The sequence below is a fragment of the Pantoea sp. RIT-PI-b genome (genome assembly GCF_001187905.1).
GTDB lineage: Bacteria > Pseudomonadota > Gammaproteobacteria > Enterobacterales > Enterobacteriaceae > Pantoea > Pantoea nemavictus.
On the sequence record NZ_LGIS01000017.1, the window covers coordinates 187,011 to 209,265 of the forward strand.

25 protein-coding genes and 1 other annotated feature are annotated in these 22,255 nt (G+C 53.3%); of the genes, 11 read left to right on the forward strand and 14 right to left on the reverse strand.

Translation table 11 applies throughout. The annotated features are described in order from the left end of the window. Positions 1-88 precede the first annotated feature (88 nt). The 10 genes from AC790_RS11220 to AC790_RS11260 form a co-directional block, all read right to left on the reverse strand. Positions 89-457 (reverse strand): DUF2502 domain-containing protein, encoded by a 369-nt coding sequence (locus AC790_RS11220; protein WP_049851832.1) that lies wholly within the window; start codon positions 455-457, stop codon positions 89-91. 190 nt (positions 458-647) lie between these two features. After that, on the reverse strand, positions 648-950 hold the full coding sequence (ihfA, locus tag AC790_RS11225; RefSeq protein ID WP_007892687.1) for an integration host factor subunit alpha: 303 nt from the start codon (positions 948-950) through the stop codon (positions 648-650). Between the two features lie 4 nt (positions 951-954). Next, positions 955-3,342 (reverse strand): phenylalanine--tRNA ligase subunit beta, encoded by a 2,388-nt coding sequence (gene pheT, locus AC790_RS11230; RefSeq protein WP_049851833.1) that lies wholly within the window; start codon positions 3,340-3,342, stop codon positions 955-957. 14 nt (positions 3,343-3,356) lie between these two features. Next, positions 3,357-4,340 (reverse strand): phenylalanine--tRNA ligase subunit alpha, encoded by a 984-nt coding sequence (gene pheS, locus AC790_RS11235; RefSeq protein ID WP_007892680.1) that lies wholly within the window; start codon positions 4,338-4,340, stop codon positions 3,357-3,359. 71 nt (positions 4,341-4,411) lie between these two features. Next, positions 4,412-4,537 (reverse strand) — a sequence feature (Phe leader region). Next, a complete protein-coding gene (gene pheM, locus AC790_RS24710; protein WP_106120997.1) occupies positions 4,488-4,532 on the reverse strand; it encodes a pheST operon leader peptide PheM in 45 nt (14 codons plus the stop codon). Its footprint overlaps the feature before it by 45 nt. A gap of 115 nt (positions 4,538-4,652) precedes the next feature. Beyond that, positions 4,653-5,009, reverse strand: coding sequence for a 50S ribosomal protein L20 (gene rplT / locus AC790_RS11240; protein WP_007892678.1), 357 nt, complete (start codon positions 5,007-5,009; stop codon positions 4,653-4,655). Between the two features lie 94 nt (positions 5,010-5,103). After that, positions 5,104-5,301, reverse strand: coding sequence for a 50S ribosomal protein L35 (gene rpmI, locus AC790_RS11245; RefSeq protein ID WP_004157374.1), 198 nt, complete (start codon positions 5,299-5,301; stop codon positions 5,104-5,106). Positions 5,302-5,400: 99 nt separating this feature from the next. Continuing rightward, entirely contained in the window at positions 5,401-5,952 is a 552-nt protein-coding gene (gene infC / locus AC790_RS11250) for a translation initiation factor IF-3 (protein ID WP_036621995.1), read from the reverse strand. Next, positions 5,948-7,885 carry a threonine--tRNA ligase gene (gene thrS / locus AC790_RS11255; protein WP_007892653.1) on the reverse strand — a complete coding sequence of 646 codons (1,938 nt, stop codon included), beginning with the start codon at positions 7,883-7,885 and terminating at the stop codon, positions 5,948-5,950. The genes infC and thrS overlap by 5 nt, the downstream gene beginning before the upstream one ends. 246 nt (positions 7,886-8,131) lie before the next feature. Beyond that, the gene (locus AC790_RS11260; RefSeq protein ID WP_007892650.1) at positions 8,132-8,893 is read right to left on the reverse strand and encodes a YdiY family protein; all 762 of its coding nucleotides are present in this window, start codon (positions 8,891-8,893) and stop codon (positions 8,132-8,134) included. Between the two features lie 331 nt (positions 8,894-9,224). On the opposite strand from AC790_RS11260, the gene ghoS reads away from it, so the two are divergent. Both ghoS and AC790_RS11270 read left to right on the forward strand, forming a co-directional pair. Continuing rightward, positions 9,225-9,509, forward strand: a complete 285-nt coding sequence (gene ghoS, locus AC790_RS11265) for a type V toxin-antitoxin system endoribonuclease antitoxin GhoS (protein WP_049851834.1) — start codon at positions 9,225-9,227, stop codon at positions 9,507-9,509. Between the two features lie 89 nt (positions 9,510-9,598). After that, the gene (locus AC790_RS11270; RefSeq protein ID WP_049851835.1) at positions 9,599-10,492 is read left to right on the forward strand and encodes a fructosamine kinase family protein; all 894 of its coding nucleotides are present in this window, start codon (positions 9,599-9,601) and stop codon (positions 10,490-10,492) included. 4 nt (positions 10,493-10,496) lie between these two features. Here the strand turns inward: AC790_RS11270 and AC790_RS11275 are convergent, their stop codons facing one another. After that, on the reverse strand, positions 10,497-11,033 hold the full coding sequence (locus AC790_RS11275; RefSeq protein WP_049851873.1) for a YniB family protein: 537 nt from the start codon (positions 11,031-11,033) through the stop codon (positions 10,497-10,499). Between the two features lie 141 nt (positions 11,034-11,174). Here AC790_RS11275 and hxpB point away from each other — a divergent pair, with 141 nt between their 5' ends. The 6 genes from hxpB to AC790_RS11305 all read left to right on the forward strand — a co-directional run bounded on the left by hxpB (position 11,175) and on the right by AC790_RS11305 (position 16,469). Continuing rightward, the gene (hxpB, locus tag AC790_RS11280) at positions 11,175-11,843 is read left to right on the forward strand and encodes a hexitol phosphatase HxpB (RefSeq protein ID WP_049851836.1); all 669 of its coding nucleotides are present in this window, start codon (positions 11,175-11,177) and stop codon (positions 11,841-11,843) included. A 156-nt stretch (positions 11,844-11,999) separates the two neighbouring features. Beyond that, positions 12,000-12,836: a 5-dehydro-4-deoxy-D-glucuronate isomerase gene (gene kduI, locus AC790_RS11285; protein ID WP_049851837.1), complete on the forward strand. Its 837-nt coding sequence runs from the start codon at positions 12,000-12,002 to the stop codon at positions 12,834-12,836. Positions 12,837-12,849: 13 nt separating this feature from the next. Next, a complete protein-coding gene (gene kduD, locus AC790_RS11290) occupies positions 12,850-13,611 on the forward strand; it encodes a 2-dehydro-3-deoxy-D-gluconate 5-dehydrogenase KduD (RefSeq protein WP_049851838.1) in 762 nt (253 codons plus the stop codon). A gap of 140 nt (positions 13,612-13,751) precedes the next feature. Beyond that, complete coding sequence (locus AC790_RS11295) at positions 13,752-14,342, forward strand: metal-dependent hydrolase (protein ID WP_049851874.1); 591 nt, start codon at positions 13,752-13,754, stop codon at positions 14,340-14,342. 153 nt (positions 14,343-14,495) lie between these two features. Further along, positions 14,496-15,887 carry an L-cystine transporter gene (locus AC790_RS11300; RefSeq protein ID WP_049851839.1) on the forward strand — a complete coding sequence of 464 codons (1,392 nt, stop codon included), beginning with the start codon at positions 14,496-14,498 and terminating at the stop codon, positions 15,885-15,887. 198 nt (positions 15,888-16,085) lie between these two features. Further along, a complete protein-coding gene (locus AC790_RS11305) occupies positions 16,086-16,469 on the forward strand; it encodes a DUF6515 family protein (RefSeq protein WP_049851840.1) in 384 nt (127 codons plus the stop codon). Between the two features lie 58 nt (positions 16,470-16,527). Here AC790_RS11305 and osmE read toward each other — a convergent pair whose 3' ends face one another. Then, entirely contained in the window at positions 16,528-16,863 is a 336-nt protein-coding gene (gene osmE, locus AC790_RS11310) for an osmotically-inducible lipoprotein OsmE (RefSeq protein WP_007892614.1), read from the reverse strand. Positions 16,864-17,055: 192 nt separating this feature from the next. On the opposite strand from osmE, the gene AC790_RS11315 reads away from it, so the two are divergent. From AC790_RS11315 to cho, 3 genes are all read left to right on the forward strand, one after another. Then, complete coding sequence (locus tag AC790_RS11315; protein ID WP_049851841.1) at positions 17,056-18,246, forward strand: multidrug effflux MFS transporter; 1,191 nt, start codon at positions 17,056-17,058, stop codon at positions 18,244-18,246. A 117-nt stretch (positions 18,247-18,363) separates the two neighbouring features. Then, positions 18,364-19,191, forward strand: a complete 828-nt coding sequence (gene nadE, locus AC790_RS11320) for an ammonia-dependent NAD(+) synthetase (protein WP_007892610.1) — start codon at positions 18,364-18,366, stop codon at positions 19,189-19,191. A gap of 110 nt (positions 19,192-19,301) precedes the next feature. Then, positions 19,302-20,162 (forward strand): excinuclease Cho, encoded by an 861-nt coding sequence (gene cho / locus AC790_RS11325; RefSeq protein ID WP_049851842.1) that lies wholly within the window; start codon positions 19,302-19,304, stop codon positions 20,160-20,162. An 89-nt stretch (positions 20,163-20,251) separates the two neighbouring features. Here cho and spy read toward each other — a convergent pair whose 3' ends face one another. Then, positions 20,252-20,749 (reverse strand): ATP-independent periplasmic protein-refolding chaperone Spy, encoded by a 498-nt coding sequence (gene spy, locus AC790_RS11330; RefSeq protein WP_049851843.1) that lies wholly within the window; start codon positions 20,747-20,749, stop codon positions 20,252-20,254. 472 nt (positions 20,750-21,221) lie between these two features. Then, positions 21,222-22,217 carry a succinylglutamate desuccinylase gene (astE, locus tag AC790_RS11335; RefSeq protein WP_049851844.1) on the reverse strand — a complete coding sequence of 332 codons (996 nt, stop codon included), beginning with the start codon at positions 22,215-22,217 and terminating at the stop codon, positions 21,222-21,224. Positions 22,218-22,255 lie beyond the last annotated feature (38 nt).

A 22,255-nucleotide genomic window follows, 5' to 3' on the forward strand; every position in this document is an offset into this window, starting at 1 on the left:
ATAAGATTGGCTGAGAAAACAGAGATTTGATTGTAGAGGGATTACAGCAAAAAGAAAGCGGCGCTGTGAAGGCGCCGCTGGACGTGTACTACTGATGCGGAGGAATCGGCTGGCCGTGATTATCATGCTTCTGCTGCTTATCACGCTGATCGTGATGCTGCGACTGCTGATGTGGCTGGCGTGGGTTATCCCGGTGCGCACCATTGCCTGGATGCTGGGCCTGCCAGCCGTTACCATTCCAGTAACCGTGCGGGCCTTTGGTGCCAATACGCTGGTTATGATGCTGCTTCCACCAGGTTGGTGCACGCCAGTCGTAACCATCCCAATAGTAGCCTCGCTTATCTTGATCGCCAATATGAATGGAAACACCTGGCGTGTTGATGTTGACGGAAACATTGGCGCTAGCCAACAGCGGCATGCCTAACAGGATGCTTAATAAAAGTGCGGTCTTTTTCATTATTCAAACCAGTTGCTGTGTGATGGCGCTGTTATAACAAAAGCGTTGCCGCAGTCACTATCGGCGCGGACCGATTTTCACCCTATTTTCCGGATGATTACGCAATCCTTACATCGTGAATACATCGTGCAGAACGGCCAGTTTTCAGGCAAAAAAAAGGCCGCTAAGCGGCCTTTTTGTCGTACTGAAATTAGTCAGCATCCTTGGGTGTCGCGTTCTCAACGCGACTTTTCAACTTCTGTCCCGGACGGAATGTCACCACTCGGCGCGCGGTGATAGGAATATCTTCCCCCGTCTTCGGGTTACGGCCCGGACGCTGGTTTTTGTCACGCAGATCAAAATTACCAAATCCGGACAGTTTTACCTGTTCTCCGTTTTCCAACGCGCGGCGAACCTCTTCAAAAAAAAGTTCAACCAACTCTTTGGCATCACGTTTGCTCAACCCGAGTTTTTCAAACAGGTACTCTGACATTTCAGCTTTTGTAAGCGCCATAGGTTCAATCCCTCAAGGTTGCCTGGAATCGCTCTTTTAATGCCGCAACGCATTTAGCAACGGTCGCGGCAATCTCCTCTTCTTCGAGTGTCCGGCTGGTATCCTGCAAAATCAGGCTAATCGCAAGGCTCTTTTCACCTTCGTTTACGCCCTTACCACGGTACACGTCAAACAAGTTTACGCCAACTACCTGATTTACGCCAACTTTCTTACACTCCGCAATGATATCTGCTGCTGGCACGTTTTCAGCCACCACCACAGCGATATCGCGACGGTTTGCCGGGAAGCGTGAAATCTCGCGCGCATCAGGCAGGACGCGGTCTGCGACCTTATTCCAAAGCAGTTCAAACACTAAGGTGCGACCATTAAGATCCAGCTTACGTTCCAGCTCTGGATGAACCACACCGATAAATCCGATTCGTTCACCGTGTAAATAAATTGCGGCGCTTTGTCCTGGGTGCAGCGCCGGATTGGCTTCCGCACGGAAGGAAATCTCATCGAGTTTACCGGTCAAATCCAGCAGCGATTCTAAATCGCCTTTCAAATCATAGAAGTCAACCGTCTGACGCGCCAGATCCCAATGCTCTTCGTAGCGATTACCGCTTAAAACACCGGCCAGCATAAGATCCTGGCGAATGCCCAGATCGGCCTGTGTATCAGGTACAAAGCGCAAACCACTCTCAAACAGGCGCACGCGGCCCTGCTGACGGTTTTGGTTGTACACCACCGCCCCCAGCAAACCGTTCCACAACGATAGGCGCATCGCCGACATATCGCTTGAGATCGGGCTTGGCAGAATCAGGGCTTCTTCACCTGGATGCAGCAGCTGCTGCAGTTTTGGATCAACGAAGCTATAAGTAATCGCTTCCTGATAGCCTTTATCAACCAACAGATTTTTCGCGCGTTTCAGCGACAGATCGGCTTCGCGATGCTGCGTCATGATCAGGCTGGCTTTTACCGGCACATCGGGGATGTTGTTGTAGCCGTACACGCGAGCCACTTCTTCCACCAGGTCTTCTTCGATAGCCATATCGAAGCGCCAGCTTGGCGCTACGGCTTGCCATTCACCGCTACCCACCGTCACTTCGCAACCGAGACGCGTCAGGATATCGGTCACCTGATCGTCGGCAATGACGTGGCCAATTAAACGGTCAAGCTTTTCACGACGCAGCGTGATGGTGGCGCGCGGCGGCAACGCATTCGCGTCAGTTTGATCGATAACCGGGCCGGCTTCGCCGCCACAGATATCCAGCAGCAGCTGTGTGGCACGCTCAATCGCCTTGTGCTGCAGCGCGGGATCGACACCACGCTCGTAGCGATGCGATGCGTCGGTATGCAGGCCCTGACGACGTGCACGGCCGGTAATCGCCAGAGGATCAAAGTAGGCACACTCAAACAGGACGTTTTGTGTCTCTTCATTCACGCCAGAATGCTCGCCACCAAAGATGCCGCCCATCGCCAGCGCTTTGTGGTGATCGGCGATCACCAGCGTATCACTGCTCAGTTTGGCTTCGGTACCATCCAGCAGCGTGAGCACTTCGCCCTCTTTCGCCATGCGCACCACAATGCCACCGTCGATGCGGTCGAGATCAAAGGCGTGCATCGGCTGGCCAAGCTCCAGCAGCACAAAGTTGGTGATATCGACGACCGGATCGATTGAGCGAATACCGCAGCGACGCAATTTTTCACGCATCCACAACGGCGTGGCTGCTTTCACATTCACCCCTTTTACTACGCGGCCAAGGTAGCGCGGACACGCTGCGGTGGCATCGACGCGAATCGGGAACGTATCGCTAATCGTCGCGTTGACCGGCTGAATGGCAGGCGCGGTCAGCGGTAAACCGTTTAGTACCGCCACATCACGCGCAATACCGATGATGCCGAGGCAATCGGCGCGGTTTGGCGTGACGCTGATTTCAATGGTGTTATCGTCCAGCTGCAGATAGCTGCGGATATCGGTACCCATCGGCGCATCAGCAGGAAGCTCAATGATGCCGCTGTGATCGTCGGAAATGCCCAGTTCTGAGAATGAGCACAGCATGCCTTCAGACGGCTCGCCGCGCAGTTTTGCCGCTTTGATTTTGAAATCGCCCGGCAATACCGCACCCACGGTGGCCACCGCCACTTTCAGGCCCTGACGGCAGTTTGGCGCGCCGCAAACGATATCCAGCAGGCGATCGCCGCCAACGTTGATTTTGGTAACGCGCAGTTTGTCGGCATTCGGATGCTGGCCGCACTCAACCACTTCACCCACGACAACACCGGTGAAAGCACCGGCAACCGGATCGACGCCATCCACTTCGAGGCCGGCCATGGTGATTTGCTCAGACAGCGCAGCGCTGTCCAGGGCTGGATTTACCCATTCGCGTAACCAGAGTTCACTGAATTTCATTGGATAACCTGCCCTTATTTAAATTGTTTGAGGAAACGTAAATCATTTTCGAAGAAGGCGCGCAGATCGGTCACACCGTAGCGCAGCATGGTGAGACGCTCCATGCCCATGCCAAAGGCAAAGCCTGAATACACTTCCGGATCGATGCCCACGTTGCGCAGTACGTTCGGGTGGACCATGCCGCAACCGAGCACTTCCAGCCATTTGCCGTTTTTACCCATCACATCTACTTCCGCAGACGGTTCGGTAAACGGGAAGTAAGAAGGACGGAAGCGGATTTGCAGGTTCTCTTCGAAGAAGTTGTTCAGGAAATCGTGCAGCGTGCCTTTCAGATTGGTGAAGCTAATGTCTTTATCGACAATCAAACCTTCCATCTGATGGAACATCGGTGTGTGCGTCTGATCGTAGTCGTTACGATAAACGCGGCCTGGCGCGATGATGCGGATTGGCGGCTGCTGATTTTTCATAGTGCGAATCTGCACGCCTGAAGTTTGGGTACGCAGCAAACGCGTGGCATCAAACCAGAAGGTGTCGTGGTCGGCACGCGCCGGGTGATGCCCCGGAATATTCAGCGCATCAAAGTTATGGTAATCATCTTCAATTTCCGGACCGGTCACTACCGCAAAACCGAGTTCGCCGAAGAAGTTTTCGATACGATCGATGGTACGAGTGACCGGATGCAAACCGCCATTCTCAACGCGACGACCTGGCAGCGACACATCGATGGTTTCTGCCGCCAGACGCGCGTTCAGCTCAGCGCTTTCCAGCGTCTCTTTGCGCGCGGTAAGGCGATCCTGCACTTGCTGCTTGGCATCGTTGATAACCGCACCGGCTGCTGGACGCTCTTCTGCTGGCAATTCGCGCAGAGTGGTCATTTGCAGCGTCAGGTGCCCTTTCTTACCCAAAAATTCGACGCGCACGGCGTCCAGAGCAGCGATATCCGCCGCCTCGTCGATGGCGGCCGTGGCACGGGCCACCAGGTCTGCGAGTTGGGACATGATTTCCTCTTCTTCCAGCCGGGCTGGTCAGTTCTCGTTGGGATCGTGTGATCCGATTAAGTGTCGCCAGAAATAAAAAAGCCTCCACGAGGGAGGCTTTCAGCGCGATTTTTCGTTTCTTTTCTTATGCGCAAAAGCCCCTGATGTTCAGGCGCTAAAGTAAAAAAAGAAACGGAAAATAGCAGCATTCATGCTTGCGTTACCTTGTCATGTTAGAAACCGCACTATTGAAATGCGCAGCGGCCAAAATGTCAATCTTTTGCGTGAGTTGCGGGTAATAAAAAAGGGAGCAAGCTCCCTTTTTCAACTGACTTACGCCAGAGCTGATTTTGCTTTTTCAACAAGTGCAGTAAATGTCACTTTGTCGAATACAGCGATGTCAGCCAGAATCTTACGGTCGATTTCAATAGAGGCTTTTTTCAGGCCATTGATGAAACGGCTGTAAGAGATACCGTTCTGACGAGCCGCAGCGTTGATACGCGCGATCCACAGTTGACGGAACTGACGCTTACGTTGACGACGGTCACGGTAAGCATACTGACCAGCTTTGATAACAGCCTGGAAGGCAACGCGGTATACACGTGAACGTGCACCGTAGTAGCCTTTAGCTTGTTTTAAGATTTTCTTGTGACGTGCGCGAGCAATTACACCACGTTTAACGCGAGCCATGTGAGCTCTCCTTTATCATATTCTGTGACGCCTTATACCCTGCAAGCCAATGGCCGTTACGCAACGTGTTCAGGCAAATTTATAAAAAGTTTACTTATGCGTACGGCAGGCAGGCAATAACCAGACCCAGATCGCCTTTAGACACCATGCCTTTCGGACGCAGGTGACGTTTACGCTTAGTAGACTTTTTAGTCAGAATATGACGCAGGTTTGCGTGTTTACGCTTGAAGCCACCAGAAGCGGTCTTCTTGAAGCGCTTAGCGGCGCCACGTACAGTTTTAATCTTTGGCATTTTTACAAATATCCACTTCGCATTGTTAATAAAATGAATCAGATAGGCGAATAAAAATCCGCGCAACGCAAGCGCTGCGCGGCATTATTACTTGAAGGCCTACTGTTTCTTCTTAGGAGCGAGCACCATGATCATCTGACGACCTTCGATCTTCGAAGGGAAGGATTCGACAATCGCCAGATCCATGTCTTCACACAGATCTTTACGGACGCGGTTAAGCACTTCCATACCGATCTGCTGGTGCGCCATCTCACGACCGCGGAAACGCAGCGTGATTTTGGCTTTATCGCCCTCTTCCAGAAAGCGAATCAGGTTGCGTAGTTTGACCTGATAGTCGCCATCATCGGTACCAGGACGGAATTTGATTTCCTTAACCTGGATAACTTTCTGCTTCTTCTTCTGTTCCTTAGAAGACTTACTCTTTTCATAAAGGAACTTGCCGTAATCCATAATACGGCAAACCGGCGGTTCGGCGTTCGGGCTGATTTCAACTAAATCTACGCCAGCTTCTTCAGCTTTCTCAATGGCTTCACGCAAGGTGACAATGCCAAGTTGCTCACCGTCTACGCCAGTTAAGCGCACTTCGGTGGCTCGGATTTCGCCGTTGATACGGTTCGGACGTGTCGGTTGTACTCGTTTTCCGCCTTTAATAACCTGTTTCCTCTAATTGGTGAAGATGTCGGCTGCGAATCTCTTGTTGCAGCTTCTCAACAAACACATCTACGTCCATGCTCCCAAGGTCTTTACCACGGCGGGTGCGCACGGCAACTTTGCCTGCTTCCACCTCTTTGTCACCGCAAACCAGCATATAAGGGACGCGACGTAATGTGTGCTCGCGGATTTTAAAGCCTATCTTCTCGTTTCTCAAGTCTGCTTTGACACGAATGCCCGCATTCTGCAATTTCTTTGTCAGTTCACTGACATATTCTGACTGACTGTCGGTGATATTCATCACTACAGCCTGCACCGGCGCCAACCAACTCGGGAAGAATCCAGCGAACTCTTCGGTCAGGATGCCGATAAAGCGCTCCATCGAACCGAGAATTGCGCGGTGAATCATTACCGGTGTCTGGCGATCGTTGTTTTCGCCGACAAAAGTAGCGTCCAGACGCTTTGGCAGGGAGAAGTCTAGCTGAACGGTGCCACACTGCCAGGCGCGGTCGAGACAATCGTACAGGGTAAACTCAATTTTAGGGCCATAGAAGGCACCTTCTCCTGGCTGATATTCGAATGGAATGTCATTCTCTTTCAGCGCTTCTGCCAAATCCACTTCCGCACGATCCCACATTTCGTCGGTACCGATACGTTTTTCCGGACGGGTCGACAGTTTCACCACGATTTTTTCAAAACCGAAGGTGCTGTACATGTCGTATACCATGCGGATACAGCTGTTCACCTCATCACGTACCTGATCTTCGGTACAGAAGACGTGAGCATCATCCTGAGTAAAGCCGCGTACACGCATCAGACCATGTAACGCACCTGAAGGTTCGTTACGATGGCAGCTACCAAATTCCGCCATACGCAGCGGCAGGTCGCGGTAGGATTTCAGACCCTGATTAAAGATCTGCACGTGGCCGGGGCAGTTCATGGGTTTGATGCAATATTCACGGTTCTCTGAAGAGGTGGTGAACATCGCTTCTTTGTAGTTTTCCCAGTGACCGGTTTTTTCCCACAGCACACGGTCCATCATGAACGGACCCTTTACTTCCTGATAGTCGTACTCTTTCAGCTTGGTACGCACAAACACTTCCAGCTCGCGGAAGATGGTCCAGCCGTCATTGTGCCAGAACACCATGCCCGGTGCTTCTTCCTGCATGTGGTACAGATCAAGCTGCTTACCGATTTTACGGTGATCGCGTTTCGCCGCTTCTTCCAGGCGCTGCAAATAGGCAGCCAACTGCTTTTTATCCGCCCAGGCCGTACCGTAGATGCGCTGCAGCATTTTGTTATCGCTGTTGCCGCGCCAGTAAGCTCCGGAGATTTTCTGCAGTTTGAAGTGATGGCAGAAACGCATATTCGGCACGTGCGGACCGCGGCACATGTCGATGTATTCTTCATGGTGATACAGGCCAGGACGGTCGTCATGGCTGATGTTCTCGTCAAGAATAGTGGTTTTATAGCTTTCGCCACGCTCGGCAAACACGTCACGTGCTTCCTGCCAGCTCACCTTCTTCTTAACAACATCATAATTGCTTTCAGCCAGCTGGTGCATACGTTTTTCCAGCAGCTCAAGATCTTCCTGAGTTAACGTATGTTCCAGATCGACGTCATAATAGAAACCGTTATCAATCACCGGGCCGATAGCCATCTTGGTGTTTGGCCACAGCTGCTTAATCGCATGCCCTAACAGGTGTGCACACGAGTGACGAATGATTTCTAAACCGGCGTCGTCTTTAGCGGTAATAATCGCTACCTGAGCATCTTCGGTGATGGGATCAACCGCATCAACCAACTCGCCATTCACGCGACCAGCGATACAGGCTTTCGCCAAACCCGGTCCAATATCCAGAGCGATATCCATCACGCTAACGGGACGGTCAAAGCTGCGCTGGCTGCCATCAGGAAGAGTAATTACTGGCATTTCATATCCTTAAATGCAGTGGTAAGCCACACGAAAGCCTACATGCAAAACTGAGTTTCGTAGTGTGTAACCCGGCGTGATGTCAGACCCACGTTGTCGGAATGACGCCAGGAATGTAAAGCGGCGATGATAATAGCAGCTTTCGCCGCCGATCAAAACCCGTGCGGAGATTCGCTAAGCTAAAGAGAAATAAAAAAAACCGCCGCGAGGCGCAGGCCTGGCAGCGGTGATTCACACACGGCTCGCTTACATCGCGTATGAGAGCTGGATCGTGGTTTTAGTGTCGGTACGATCGGGCGCAGATTCTGGTGGGTTGTTATTCCAGGTCACGTTATAACCCAGTTTCAGTGCGAAGTGATCATTGATAGCCACCTGTAACGCGGTTTCTGAGTTCAGCGTGGTGTCTTCACCGAAGCTGCTCAACACAGATACACCCTGAATAAACTTGGTGGTATCCGTCAGCTGCCACTGGTAGCTCACTGCGCCATAACCCAGCGCTTTGGTTTCATGACCGCCTTCGCGGAAATCATCGTAACGTACACCCGGACCGAATTCAGCACGCAGTGAGTGAACCGGACCGTTGAGGATCTGACGACCGTAACCGGCTGTCAGCACGTCGCGTGAATCATAACCGTTGAAACGATCGCTTAACCAGCTCGCCTGTCCAAACAGGTAATCAGCGCTATTAAGGTTGTAACGGCTACGACCACCGATGTTATAGGTCTCAGATGAACGCTCATCGTTAGATGAGTTGTTTGAAGCATTGCCCCAGAGACTCAATGCGGTGTTGGTTTGGTACCACGTCATATTGGTAGCAGCACTCAGCGAAGAGCTGGTGGTGTTACCGGTTTGAGCCAGATAACCCGCTGACGCAGTGCCTTCAAACGGTTTTTTCGCCGTGGAAGGGTCATCCATTGAGGTGAAAACGGCGTTATCTGCCAATGCCTGGTGACAAAATGCTCCAGCAGAGAGCAATAAAATAGCGGACAGCTTGTTGAAGGCTTTCATTAAAAGTAATCCGTACGACAGTTTAAAAAACGAAGAGTTTGAAGCGTTTCTCCGGCCAAGCAATGCAATTTAGCGTAAGTTTTGTAAAAAAGCATGTACTCACAAAAAAAGCCAGAAAAGCCGCTGGAGCGCTCATTTAATGGGATTTCTCCCATTTTCGTTGCGCATTATAGGGGGCAAATAACCAAATAGCAGCCCAAAAACAACAAGAATTCTCTTAACTCTCTTGACGCAGATTTACGTCTCACGCAAAGCAATAAATTGCTCGAAATTCGCTCTATTCAGCCTGCTGGTCTACGCTGAAATCTGTTCGATAACAATGAGGTGAATAATGAGTGACCTAAAACGTTACATTGTCACGTTGAAATACCAGGAAAATGGCTTGGGTGACTTGCAGTCCGTTAACAGCGCCATGATTAATGGCGGATATAGCACCTCATTAAACGATAATGACGGCCATCCGCATGAACTTGGCACCAACAGTTTTGGTATCGTCAGCGCCTTAGAGGAACATGACGTTGCTGAGCAAGCGGCGGGATATGCCCAAATTGCGCTGGACCATAAACCCGAGGTTGAAGTCACTACGCTGGAAGCATTTCTGAAAAACCAATCCTGACGCATTGCAAAAAACCGCATCGACGTCAGGTTTGCTGAAGTTTTGCGCGTTACAATCGAACTTACGCAGCGAATAAAGAGGATTACCCGATGTGGTCAACCATTAGTCGTCTGTTAAGCGAATACGCCGGCGATGCCGAAATTACTGAACGCCAGGAACTTCCCGGCGGCGACGTTCACCCTGCGTGGCGTATCCGTTACGGGGAATTGGAGGTGTTCGTCAAATGTAATACTCGCGACATGCTCACGCTGTTTAGTTGGGAAGCGGATCAACTTGATTTGCTGGCACGCACGCAAACTGTGCGCGTGCCAAAAGTGTATGGCGTCGGCAACGATCGCGATACCAGCTTCCTGCTCCTGGAATATATTGCGCCCGAACCCTTAAACGACAAGAGCGCCTTCCAGCTCGGTCAGCAACTCGCGAATCTGCATCAATGGAGCGAGCAACCGCAATTTGGTCTCGATTACGACAACAACATCACCACCTCGCCGCAGCCGAATAGCTGGTTACGTCGCTGGTCGGTGTTCTTTGCTGAGCAACGCATCGGCTGGCAGCTCCAGCTGGCCGCTGAGAAGGGCGTGCATTATGGCAATACCGAGCTGATTGTCGATTGCGTACAGCGCGCTTTAGCCAACCATCATCCGCAGCCCTCTTTACTACACGGCGATCTATGGCCAGCCAACTGTGCAGGTAGCGTCAACGGCCCGTGGCTGTTCGATCCCGCCTGTTACTGGGGCGATCGTGAATGCGATCTGGCCATGCTGAGTTATTACGCTGACCTACCACGCCAGATATATGATGGCTACCATGCTGTTTGGCCGCTGGCAGAGGGTTTCTCACAGCGTCAGCCGGTTTATCAGCTCTATTACTTGCTCAATCGCGCTAACGTGTTCGGCGGCAACTGGACGGGCGAAGCCCAGTTCGCCATCGGCCAGTTATTAGATGAAGATGTATTGGGAGCTCGTCAGGCCAAACCGGCCTGACGTTTTACAGCATACCGAGCAGCTTAAGCACGAAATACCCGGCGATAGCGATAACGATAGGCAAGATATAAAGCGGGAAAATCTGCAAAAAAATGGTGTGGCGTGGAATGTGAATTTTCTCTTCCAGTTGCGTGCGCGTGCGCCCTTCACTGCCTTTAGCCTGTTCCAGGATCAGCTGATCCTCAATTCCCTCTTTAATATGGCGCGACTGACGCCACATCCGAGCACCTGATGCCTGTAAGGCGATGCCGACAAAAATCAGGATGTAGATCAGCCAGAATCCGATATTCGCGCCGCCATTAAATTCCGGCACCGGTGAGTTTTGCCAGAATACATTGAGAAACGGTGTATTGAACTTCACCATATCGACCATGACATGGACAAAATCGAGCATCACCGCATCAATGCCTGGTTGCTTTTCACTGTGCTTAAACATATAGCCCAGCAGCGAAATGATGGTGGATAGCAGTGCCGGTATGAAAATCACCCAGCCAGCCACACGCTTAAGGATGGCGATGCGGCCAGCCTGTTGGTAAGTCATGGTGTCTCCCTGAACCAAAAATAGTTTGCCTAAGTCTACCTGCACTAACGCCATTTTTCCTGAAAAATGCGTGGCCTGCCGTCAGTCGGCTTTCTGCAGGTCTCATGCTAAGGTAAACCAAATTTCAAAGGGAGCTGTTGTATGTCATATCGTCGTCCTGTATTGGCCGCCATTTTTGATATGGACGGATTGCTAATCGACTCCGAACCGCTATGGGATCGGGCAGAGTTGGATATTTTCGCCAGCCTCGGTGTGGATATCACCCGCCGCCACGAATTGCCGGATACGTTAGGCCTGCGCATCGATCAAACCGTACGTATGTGGTTCGAAGCGTTGCCGTGGCAGGGGCCGGATCAGCAGGAAGTGACCAATCGCATTATCGCCCGCGCACTGGCGCTGGTGGAAGAGACGCGGCCACTGCTGCCCGGCGTGGAACAGGCGCTGCAATTGTGCCAGCAGCAAGGTTTGAAAATTGGCCTTGCCTCCGCCTCACCGTTGCACATGCTGGAACGCGTGTTGGCGATGTTCGACTTGCGGAAATACTTTGATGTGCTGGCCTCCGCCGAAGCGTTGCCCTACAGCAAGCCGCATCCGCAGGTCTATCTCGACGCCGCAGCCAAATTAGGTATTGATCCGCTCAACTGCGTCACGCTGGAAGACTCTTTCAACGGCATGATTGCGACCAAAGCCGCACGGATGCGTTCGATTGTGGTGCCCGCGCCCGACCATCGTGACGATGCGCGCTGGTCATTGGCCAACGTCATTCTTACGGATCTTACCCAACTCAGACCTGAACATCTGCACGGTTAATCGCAGCCCGCTCAACGCGGGCTTTTTTATGCAAGTTGATCGATCACGCAAATAAATAAAACATCGTTTCATTTTTATTGAATTCATGTCTCATCCTGCCTAAGATGCCCGAAGACCCGCATCGGGACCATTCCTTTGACTCTTGAGAGGCCTGAGATGGACGTACGTCAAAGCATTCACAGCGATCATGCCAAATCCCTGGATACCACCGGTTTACGCCGCGAGTTTCTTATCGAAAAAATTTTCGACGCCGATAACTACACCCTGACTTACAGCCATATCGATCGCATCATCATCGGCGGCGTAATGCCGGTGCATAAAGCGGTGACCATCGGTCATGAAGTGGGTAAACAGTTGGGCGTCAGCTACTTCCTTGAGCGCCGCGAACTGGGTGTCATCAATATTGGTGGGCCAGGTGTCATTGAGGTAGACGGCAAAACCTGGGAGATTGGCCAACAGGAAGCGCTGTACGTGGGACAAGGTGCACAGAGCGTCATTTTTCGCAGTAGCGATGCTCATCAGCCTGCGAAGTTTTACTACAACAGCGCGCCAGCACATACTCACTTTCCAGACAAGAAAATCACCCTCGACGAGGCCGTAAAAGCCACCTTAGGCGATGCCGCCACCTCCAATCGTCGCACCATCAATAAATTCATCGTGCCGGACGTGCTGCCGACTTGCCAACTGACAATGGGACTAACGCGTCTCGATGACGGCAATCTGTGGAATACCATGCCGTGCCACACCCACGAGCGGCGTATGGAGGTCTATTTCTACTTTGATATGGCCGATGACAGCGCCGTGTTTCATATGATGGGCCAGCCGCAGGAGACGCGTCATTTATTAGTACACAACGAACAGGCGGTGATTTCACCCAGCTGGTCAATTCATGCTGGCGTTGGAACGCAACGCTATACCTTTATCTGGGGCATGGTGGGTGAAAACCAGGTGTTCGATGACATGGATCACGTCAACATCAGCGCGCTGCGCTAACAAGGAGCGAAGCATGATACTCAACGCATTTAATCTTGAAGGCAAAATCGCGCTGGTGACCGGCTGTAACACCGGATTAGGCCAGGGCATGGCACTCGGGCTGGCGCAAGCGGGCTGTGACATTATTGGCGTCAATCGCGCGGGGCCAGATGATACCCAGGCCAAAGTCGAGGCGTTAGGCCGTCGCTTCTGGTCAATTCAGGCCGATCTCACTAAACCCGCCGTCGTGCCACAGATTGTGCAACAGGCTGTCGCACAGGCCGGGCGTATCGACATTCTGGTTAATAATGCCGGCATTATTCGCCGCGAAGACGCACTTAACTTCAGTGAGCAGGATTGGGACGATGTGATGAACATCAACAGTAAAAGCCTGTTCTTCTTGTCGCAGCAGGTGGCGCGGCAGTTTATCGCGCAAGGCAACGGCGGCAAGATCATCAACATCGCCTCCATGCTCTCGTTCCAGGGCGGGATTCGCGTACCGTCTTATACCGCCTCGAAAAGTGCGGTCATGGGATTAACCCGCCTGATGGCCAACGAGTGGGCGAAACACGGCATTAACGTCAATGCCATCGCGCCGGGCTACATGGCAACCAACAACACCGAACAGCTGCGCAGTGACGAATCGCGCAACGAGGAGATTCTCGGCCGCATTCCATCAGGTCGCTGGGGCATGCCGGACGATATGATGGGTCCCATCGTGTTCCTCGCCTCCAGCGCCTCGGATTATGTCCAGGGTTACACTTTAGCCGTCGATGGCGGATGGTTAGCACGCTAAGCTAACCCGTTCTTTTCCCGCGTCATTGTGGCGCGGGAATGCCAAAATTATTAACGCTTCGTTACAGCGTCACCATTCTCATTCACTGGATAAATCCCTATACTGGATGCATCGACAGTTTTATGCAGCCAGGTTTTATCATGACGGCCGAAGGCCATATTATCTTTGCCATTGCCAGCGCCATTTTTGCCAAGCGCGCGGAACTGACGCCAGTGATGGCCAGTGCCGATTGGTGGCATTTAGTGCCTGCTGCGCTTCTCACCTGCCTGCTGCCCGATATCGATCACCCGAAATCCGTATTAGGCCAGCGGCTGAGGTGGCTATCGCATCCGATTGCCCGCGCTTTTGGCCATCGCGGTTTTACCCACAGTTTGCTGGCCGTGGCGCTCAGCTTATGGCTATTTCAGATCAATGTGCCCGCCGACTGGTTTCTCCCCGCCGATGTGCTGCAGGGGATGACGCTGGGTTATCTCAGCCATATCGTCGCCGACATGCTAACGCCAGCGGGCGTACCCTTGTTATGGCCCTGCCGCTGGCGCTTCCGTTTACCGATACTGAATAGCCAGAAAGGTAACCAATTTGAGCGTGCGCTTTGCCTGGCATTAGTCGGTTATGCTCTGTGGTTCCCACCCGGGCTGCCCTCTTTTGGTGCTAATGGTTGGCCGGAACAGCTGTTTAATACGCTACAAAATGGCGTCGGTCGGCTGGTTAATGGTCAAAACGGTCAATAACCCGACAATTCAAGCGATAAAGTTATAAAACATTCTTTTTGGGTATAAGCCCGCTCCGCACTGAACTGATAACATTCCCAATATTCCCTAACGGGGACTTACTGTTTTCTGCGCCATCATAATCTGATGGCGCAGCACCTTCTGGAGTTGAGCATGGATATTCCCCTAATTATTAACATCGTGGCGTTTGTCGCGCTGCTGATTCTGCTGAATCGCATTGGTAATCAAAGCTGGAGCCTGTCAAAGCGCGTATTGACCGGTTTGGTATTGGGCGTGGCCTTCGGTCTGGCGCTGCAAACCATTTACGGCGAAAACAGCGCCACGGTAAAAGCATCGATTGGCTGGTTCAACATCGTCGGTAACGGCTACGTTCAACTGCTGCAAATGATTGTGATGCCGCTGGTGTTCGCCTCTATCCTGAGTGCGGTAGCGCGTCTGCATAATGCGTCGTCGTTGGGCAAAATCAGCGTACTGACCATTGGCGTGCTGTTGTTCACCACAGCGATTTCTGCGCTGGTCGGCGTGATGGTGACCGGCTTGTTTGGCCTGAGTGCTGAAGGTTTGGTACAAGGCGCGCAGGAAACTGCGCGTCTGAGTGCGATTCAAAGCAACTATGTGGGCAAAGTGGCCGACCTCAGCACGCCACAGTTGCTGCTGTCATTCATCCCGAAAAACCCGTTTGCCGATATGGCCGGTGCCAATCCAACCTCGATCATTAGCGTGGTCATTTTTGCTGCCTTCCTCGGTGTGGCAGCGCTGCAACTGCTGAAAGATGACAAGGCTAAGGGCGAGCGCGTACTGGTGGCGATCGATACCCTGCAATCGTGGGTGATGAAGCTGGTGCGCTTGATCATGAAGTTGACGCCGTACGGTGTGCTGGCGCTGATGACCAAAGTCGTGGCGGGTTCTAACCTGCAGGACATCATCAAGTTAGGTGGTTTCGTGGTGGCGTCTTACCTCGGCCTGGCGATCATGTTTGCTGTGCACGCGCTGCTGCTGTCGGTCAACGGCATCAACCCAATGCGCTTCTTCCGTAAAGTGTGGCCGGTGATTACCTTCGCTTTCACCAGCCGCTCCAGCGCCGCGAGTATTCCACTGAACGTGGAAACGCAAACGCGTCGTCTTGGTGTGCCGGAATCTATCGCCAGCTTCTCAGCCTCGTTCGGTGCCACTATTGGTCAGAACGGTTGCGCGGGTCTCTATCCCACCATGCTGGCGGTGATGGTTGCGCCTACGGTGGGTATCAACCCGTTTGATCCGATGTGGATTGCCACGCTGGTGGGGATTGTCACGCTGAGCTCTGCGGGTGTTGCGGGCGTCGGTGGCGGTGCAACTTTCGCCGCGCTGATTGTGCTGCCCGCGATGGGCCTGCCAGTGACGCTGGTCGCACTGCTGATCTCCATCGAGCCGCTGATCGATATGGGCCGTACCGCGCTTAACGTTAACGGCTCAATGACCGCCGGGTCACTGACCAGTCGCTGGCTCGGTTTGACCGACAAGCAAGTGCTGGAGAGCGACGAGCACGCCGAACTGGCGCATCGCTAACGTCTTATGATTCCGATAACGGCAGGTCGCGAGGTCTGCCGTTTTTTTTTGCCTTTTTCTGTCGAATTCGCCCCAATCATGGTGCCAGCGTCAGGAAAGCGTTAAGCGTGGTAAACAGAGGAAAAATCGACGGCTTTTCGCTTGAGTTTTCCCTCAGGAAGGCCAATTCTGCTGCTCATCACAGCAGGAGAATCACCGATGAAAAAAGTTATCGCCTCGCTGCTGGCGTTAACCTTATTAACGCCAGCTATCAGTTTCGCTCATCCCGGCGGTTGGGGTCCCGGCCCAGGTCCACATTGGGGTGGAGGCCCGCATTGGGGCGGCCCGGGCCCGTTGCGCTTCTTACCGGAAGCGGCAACCGCCGTGCTACTGGGGGGACTCACCTATTACGTGCTAAACGGCAACTACTATCAGCGTCAGGGCGACACCTACGTGGTGGTCCAGCCGCCTGAAGCGCCGCCCGGCGGCGGGATGCGCGTGCTGGATTTCAACGGCAAGCGCTACTACGTGCAGGAAGGTCATTACTACCAGCGCGAGATTGGCGGCGATTATGTCGAAGTGCCACGCCCTTACGGTTTATAAGCGCGACAACGAAAAACGGCCCGTCAATGACGGGCCGTTTATAATTCTACTGCTGCGCTTACTGAGCCGCTTGCGGATCGGTATCGTAATCTTTACAGCTCTGGAAGCCATAATTCATCACGCGACCGGTATCGTTATAGCTAACGAAGTAGGTCTGAGGTTTGCCGTCGCGCTCGCCAATGACATAAGTCTGGCAAGTACCACGCGCGTGAACCATGGTGATCTCCGTGGAGGCTGGACCGGCAATCTGGCGCACCTGATCACGCGTCATCCCTTTCTTCACATCTTTCACTACTGGCTTGGTCACGTAGCTTTCAGCTTTGTCATAAGTCGTACAACCCGACAGGGCTGCCAGCGTCATAGCGGCAGCGATACATCCCATCACTTTATTCATGTTGTTGTTCCTCGTTTTTTTGTCCATGTGAGATAAGCCTGGAACATAAATCCAGATTTATCAACTTTATGGGATAAATTTCACCAAAATCCGAAGCGTTAGGTTTTCGTAAAAATGCTGTGTTGGCGCGCTACGCTTCGTATAATCCCCCGCGAAAAAATACCGATAGTGATGAATTAAGACAGAGGATAAATGACACCTGCACCTTCTAACCGCCTGGCTTATGCCATTACGCTTGGCCTGCTCGCTGCGCTCGGGCCACTTTGTATCGATCTTTACCTGCCTGCCCTGCCGGAACTGGCGCGTGATTTGCAAACGGAAACCGCCACCGCGCAACTGAGTTTGACCGCCGGCCTGCTCGGTCTTGGCGCGGGCCAGCTGCTGTTTGGGCCGATGAGTGACAAATTTGGCCGCATCCGGCCGCTGCTGTTATCGCTGGTGCTGCTGTTTATTGCCTCAATTGGCTGTGCGCTGGCCAAAGACATCAACGCGTTGCTGATAGCGCGTCTGTTTGAAGGATTGGCGGGCGCAGGCGGCGCGGTACTGTCGCGCGCGATTGCTCGTGACATGTACAGCGGCCATGAATTAACGCGTTTCTTTGCGCTACTGATGCTGGTCAACGGATTGGCACCGATTGGTGCACCGGTACTGGGCGGCGCGTTAATGACAGTACTAAACTGGCGCGGCATCTTTGTGGTGCTGGGCTGTATCGCTGTGGTGTTGATTTTCCTCGCGCGCTGGAAATTGCATGAAACCTTACCCGCCGAACGCCGCAGCCAGGGCTCGATCTTTTCCGCCTGGGCAGCGCTGGGCCAGGTGGTGACGCACCGTCAGTTTATGGGCTTCTGCCTGACGCAGGGTTTTATGATGTCCGGCATGTTCGCTTACATCGGCGCTTCGCCGTTTGTGCTGCAACAACTGTATGGTCTGACACCGCAGGCCTTCAGCTTCTGTTTTGCTGCCAACGGCCTCGGCCTGATTATTGCATCACAAACCAGTGCGCGCCTGTGTCCGCTGTGGGGCGAATATCGCGTATTGAAAGGCGGTCTGACGCTGGCCTTCGTCGCATCCAGCTGCTTGCTGCTGGCGGGACTAACGGGAGCGACGCTGCCGATTCTGTTGGTCGCCCTGTTCTTCACCATTGCCAGTAATGGTGTTATTGCCACTACCGCCTCATCGTTGGCGATGCAGAGCCAGGGACAACGCGCGGGCAGTGCTTCCGCCGTAATTGGCGTGGGCATGTTCACCTTTGGCGCCATCAGCGTACCGATCACTGGCCTTGGTGGCACGTCGGTGGTGAGCATGACGGGCACTATTTTTGGCTGCTTTATGCTAGCGATTGTGTCGTTCAATTTGTTAGTACAGAAGTCAAAAAACGTCTGATTTGCCAGCAAATAATCCGCACAACAAACCGTGCGGCTTGTTGTTTGCCGACAGAGGCGTTAGCTTTAGCAGATGATTCGCATTGTGCCGTCAGGCTACTGACTTGAGGAGAGATTCATGTCTTTGCAACAGGAAATCATTGAAGCCCTTGGGGTTAAGCCCGTTATCGACCCGCAGCAGGAGATCCGCGTCAGCGTTGATTTTCTGAAGTCTTACCTGAAAGCCCATCCCTTTTTGAAAACGCTGGTGCTCGGTATCAGCGGCGGACAGGATTCCACTCTCACCGGCATCCTGTCGCAAACCGCGATTCGTGAGCTGCGTGAAGAGAGCGGCGATAACGATTACACCTTTATCGCTGTCCGCTTGCCCTATGGCGTGCAGGCCGATGAGCAGGATTGTCAGGACGCATTGGCCTTTATTCAGCCGGACCGTACGCTGGTGGTAAATATCAAAGAAGCGATTCTGGCCAGCGAGCGCGCACTGAAAGAGGCCGGTATTAGCGTGTCGGATTTCGTACGTGGTAATGAAAAAGCCCGTGAACGTATGAAAGCGCAGTACAGCATCGCCGGCATGACCAAAGGCGTGGTGGTCGGCACTGACCATGCGGCGGAAGCCATCACCGGTTTCTTCACCAAATACGGTGACGGCGGCAGCGATATCAACCCCATTTTCCGCTTGCACAAAGGCCAGGGCAAACAGCTGCTAAAAACGCTGGGTTGCCCGGAGCACCTTTATCTCAAGCATCCTACCGCCGATCTGGAAGACGATCGCCCAGGCTTGCAGGATGAAGTGGCGCTTGGCGTCACCTATCAGCAAATTGATGCTTATCTGGAAGGCAAAACCATTGATGCCGCAGCGGCCAAAACCATTGAAGGCTGGTATCTGAAAACCGAGCATAAACGTCGCCCGCCGATCACCGTGTTCGACGACTTCTGGAAGAAGTAAGCGCGCCCCGTTTCCCGCCGTCGGTGCGGGAAACTTTCTCCTAACCGCTGACTGGCGAGAAAAAGCACAGTTTGATACACTGGATGGACAACCAGTAATCGGAGTGTGCTTTGGTCAGACGTGCAGCCAGCCACCGCCTCGATTTCGATGCGGCAGCAATCTATCAATATCCTGAACATCTACGTCAGTGGCTGGAAGGCTTACCCAATCAGCCGGGCGTGTATACCTTTCACGGTGAAAGCGAAAATCTGCCGCTGTATATCGGCAAAAGCGTCAACCTGCGTAGTCGGGTAATGGCGCATTTTCGCACGCCAGATGAAGCCAGCATGCTGCGTCAGGCGCGGCGCGTTAGCTGGATCCCCACCGCCGGCGATGTGGGCGCGCAGTTGCTGGAAGCGCAGATGATCAAAACCCAGCAGCCGCTGTTCAACAAGCGTCTGCGCAAAAATCGTCAGCTCTGCTCGCTGCAGTTAGGCGAAGGTGCACCGCGGGTGGTGTATGCCAAAGATCTCGACTTCTCGCGTTCACCCAATCTATACGGCCTGTTTCGCAGCCGGTTTGCCGCGCTGGAGAAGCTGAAAACCATCGCCGATGAGCAACGCCTGTGTCACGGTTTGCTGGGGCTGGAGTCTTTGCGTCCAGGGCGCGGCTGTTTTCGTGCCGCCCTTAAGCGCTGCGCGGGTGCTTGCTGTGGCAAGGAGTCGGTCGCTGAGCATCAGCAGCGTTTGCATGCCGCGTTAGAGCAGATGCGCATCATGTGTTGGCCATGGCAAGGCCCGGTAGGCATGGTTGAACGTGGTGCAGATATCACGCAGATCCATGTGATCGATCACTGGTTTTGGCTGGGGTCGGTGAGCAGCGAAGCCGAAGCACGCCAGCTGCAGCGCGCCTCACACGGCTTCGATCATGACGGCTATAAAATCCTTTGTCGCCCGCTGCTATCGGGCGTGTTCCCGCTGATTGAGTTGTAAAACAAAACCGCCGACGTTGCCCAAAGTATCGATGCAAGTTCGAAAGCAGTGGACAACGTCGGCGGTCTCTATTCAGTTAGCGAAAGAACTTATTCAGCATCAGCCGGCGGTGGCGGCGTTTTGCCATCGTGCGGACCTTTCTCGGTTAAGCGCTTCTCAAAGTTCGCGTTGTATTGTTTCTTCTGTTCAGGTGTCAGCACGTTATAAATTTTGTTCTGAGTCTCCATCATCTGCAGAGCGCGATCTTTCGCATTCGCGGTCATCTTCTCGGCCTGCGCCTCAGCTTTGGCCCGGTCAAAGGTATCTGAAGCGATGATGCTGTGGTCAGCGCGACGCTCTTCCAGCGACGGACGCTTCATATCTTTATGGCCATCACGCAGGATGGTTTTGATCTGCGCTTTCTGCGCATCAGTCAGGTTAAGGCCTTTGAACATCATCTCCATGCCGTGATGGCGCATCGGCGGCTTATGCATCGGTTTTTCACTGCCCGCGGGTGGCGGAGTCAGGTTGTCTGCCGCTGCATGGACGATATTGGCGGCACCCAGTGCCATTGCGGTAGCCAGGAACACAGAAGTTAATTTACGCATAATATTGTCCTTATTTATCAGTTTAATGACGACAGCCTGTGTCGCGTCTTCGGAAACAAGCATACGACGCTGAACGTCAACTACTCAGAGGCTGAGTAAAGCCCTGAAAGCATAAAAGACAGAGTTCAGGCAATCATGGAGGGAAAGAGAAGAAATGCGTGAGGAATTGAAAAAGTTTATGACAATCAAAGGAAAAACGCAGGAATTAAGGAGGAGTGTAACGGTATTGTCGGTTTTCAGATAGCGGAATATGCACAGGATCGTTAGTACTACTTTCCCTCAACCTAACCCTCTCCCGCAAGCGGGAGAGGGAATGATTAGGTGGAGCGACGGATGGATCTTCAGACCGCACGTTCGGCTCCCTCTCCCGCAAGCGGGAGAGGGTATGATTAGGTGGAGCGACGGATGGATTTTCAGACCGCACGTTCGGCTCCCTCGCCCGCTTGCGGGAGAGGGCTGGGGTGAGGGCAAATCAGAGCGCCAGCGCCTGCGTCTGTTCATTCTCTTCCACCAGCATCAATCCGGCGCGTAATCCCGGCGCCACGTTGGGATTGGGAAACAATACATACTCCCGCGCTTGCTGCACGAAGTAACGCCGCTCCCCCTCTTCCGCCAGTAACGTTCCCTGCGGGAAAGCGGTGAAGTTCAAGGTTTCCGGTCCCATATGCAGGACAAACTTATCACCGTGCCGGGTGAGTTGCTGCGACACGCGATAATGGCGCGGTTGTTCGCGGACCTCCGGCAAGACATCGCCATACAGCAAGGCTGCCAGCGCCTGCTGCACCCCGCTAAACTGGCTAAGATCGTTTTCACCAAACGGCAGCGCTTTGCCAAGTTCCAGCGTGCAGCTCGCCGCATCGTGGTGTTCGCAGCTGTAATGGGTAAAGGTCCCACCCGATGAACGATGGAACACCAGCGCTTCCATTTCTGCCGCCGCCAGCCAGTGCATAAAGTCCTCAGGCCACGGATTGGGATTCAGGGGCATCACGCCAAATCGCGCATGATACGAACCACGAATCGCGGTATGCAGATCGAGATGCCAGCGCACTTCATGGTCGAGACAGGCGCGCCAGAAACTCTCCAGCTCTTGCTCCAGCTGCAGCACGCGCTGCGCTTCGGGGACATCGGCCACCTGCTGCCAGCGGCCGCCAAACAGACGATTGATATCGTGCTGCTGATAGCGCTTGCCGCTGCGTAACGCTGCGGGATTGCCCAAAATAACCAGCAAGCGCACTGCCAGCGGCTTTTCGCCCTTGAGCAGCGGCGTCAGTAACAGATTGAGAATTTCGACTGGCGCAGTTTCATTACCGTGAATCCCCGCAGAAAGCACCAGCGCCTGCTGCGTTGGAGTATGCGGCGTGAGGGACATCAGCCCCTCGTTGTGCCATTGCCAACTGAGATGGTCATTGCTCCCTTCTCGCTGCTGTGGCGGTTCACCAGACAAGGTCTGCTGTAAAAAATCCTGCATGTTCACTCCTTTTTAACGACGTGGGGCGAACCTCTCGC

What these genes read in the sequence shown, in the direction of transcription:
- AC790_RS11300 (WP_049851839.1), top strand. Translation starts at nt 14,496, where the DNA reads ATGGATATTCCCCTAATTATTAACATCGTGGCGTTTGTCGCGCTGCTG.
- rpmI (WP_004157374.1), bottom strand. Translation starts at nt 5,301, where the DNA reads ATGCCAAAGATTAAAACTGTACGTGGCGCCGCTAAGCGCTTCAAGAAG.
- kduI (WP_049851837.1), top strand. Translation starts at nt 12,000, where the DNA reads ATGGACGTACGTCAAAGCATTCACAGCGATCATGCCAAATCCCTGGAT.
- hxpB (WP_049851836.1), top strand. Translation starts at nt 11,175, where the DNA reads ATGTCATATCGTCGTCCTGTATTGGCCGCCATTTTTGATATGGACGGA.
- AC790_RS11295 (WP_049851874.1), top strand. Translation starts at nt 13,752, where the DNA reads ATGACGGCCGAAGGCCATATTATCTTTGCCATTGCCAGCGCCATTTTT.
- ihfA (WP_007892687.1), bottom strand. Translation starts at nt 950, where the DNA reads ATGGCGCTTACAAAAGCTGAAATGTCAGAGTACCTGTTTGAAAAACTC.
- AC790_RS11275 (WP_049851873.1), bottom strand. Translation starts at nt 11,033, where the DNA reads ATGACTTACCAACAGGCTGGCCGCATCGCCATCCTTAAGCGTGTGGCT.
- nadE (WP_007892610.1), top strand. Translation starts at nt 18,364, where the DNA reads ATGTCTTTGCAACAGGAAATCATTGAAGCCCTTGGGGTTAAGCCCGTT.
- osmE (WP_007892614.1), bottom strand. Translation starts at nt 16,863, where the DNA reads ATGAATAAAGTGATGGGATGTATCGCTGCCGCTATGACGCTGGCAGCC.
- kduD (WP_049851838.1), top strand. Translation starts at nt 12,850, where the DNA reads ATGATACTCAACGCATTTAATCTTGAAGGCAAAATCGCGCTGGTGACC.
- thrS (WP_007892653.1), bottom strand. Translation starts at nt 7,885, where the DNA reads ATGCCAGTAATTACTCTTCCTGATGGCAGCCAGCGCAGCTTTGACCGT.
- spy (WP_049851843.1), bottom strand. Translation starts at nt 20,749, where the DNA reads ATGCGTAAATTAACTTCTGTGTTCCTGGCTACCGCAATGGCACTGGGT.
- AC790_RS11315 (WP_049851841.1), top strand. Translation starts at nt 17,056, where the DNA reads ATGACACCTGCACCTTCTAACCGCCTGGCTTATGCCATTACGCTTGGC.
- pheT (WP_049851833.1), bottom strand. Translation starts at nt 3,342, where the DNA reads ATGAAATTCAGTGAACTCTGGTTACGCGAATGGGTAAATCCAGCCCTG.
- pheS (WP_007892680.1), bottom strand. Translation starts at nt 4,340, where the DNA reads ATGTCCCAACTCGCAGACCTGGTGGCCCGTGCCACGGCCGCCATCGAC.
- AC790_RS11305 (WP_049851840.1), top strand. Translation starts at nt 16,086, where the DNA reads ATGAAAAAAGTTATCGCCTCGCTGCTGGCGTTAACCTTATTAACGCCA.
- AC790_RS11260 (WP_007892650.1), bottom strand. Translation starts at nt 8,893, where the DNA reads ATGAAAGCCTTCAACAAGCTGTCCGCTATTTTATTGCTCTCTGCTGGA.
- astE (WP_049851844.1), bottom strand. Translation starts at nt 22,217, where the DNA reads ATGCAGGATTTTTTACAGCAGACCTTGTCTGGTGAACCGCCACAGCAG.
- ghoS (WP_049851834.1), top strand. Translation starts at nt 9,225, where the DNA reads ATGAGTGACCTAAAACGTTACATTGTCACGTTGAAATACCAGGAAAAT.
- AC790_RS11220 (WP_049851832.1), bottom strand. Translation starts at nt 457, where the DNA reads ATGAAAAAGACCGCACTTTTATTAAGCATCCTGTTAGGCATGCCGCTG.
- AC790_RS11270 (WP_049851835.1), top strand. Translation starts at nt 9,599, where the DNA reads ATGTGGTCAACCATTAGTCGTCTGTTAAGCGAATACGCCGGCGATGCC.
- rplT (WP_007892678.1), bottom strand. Translation starts at nt 5,009, where the DNA reads ATGGCTCGCGTTAAACGTGGTGTAATTGCTCGCGCACGTCACAAGAAA.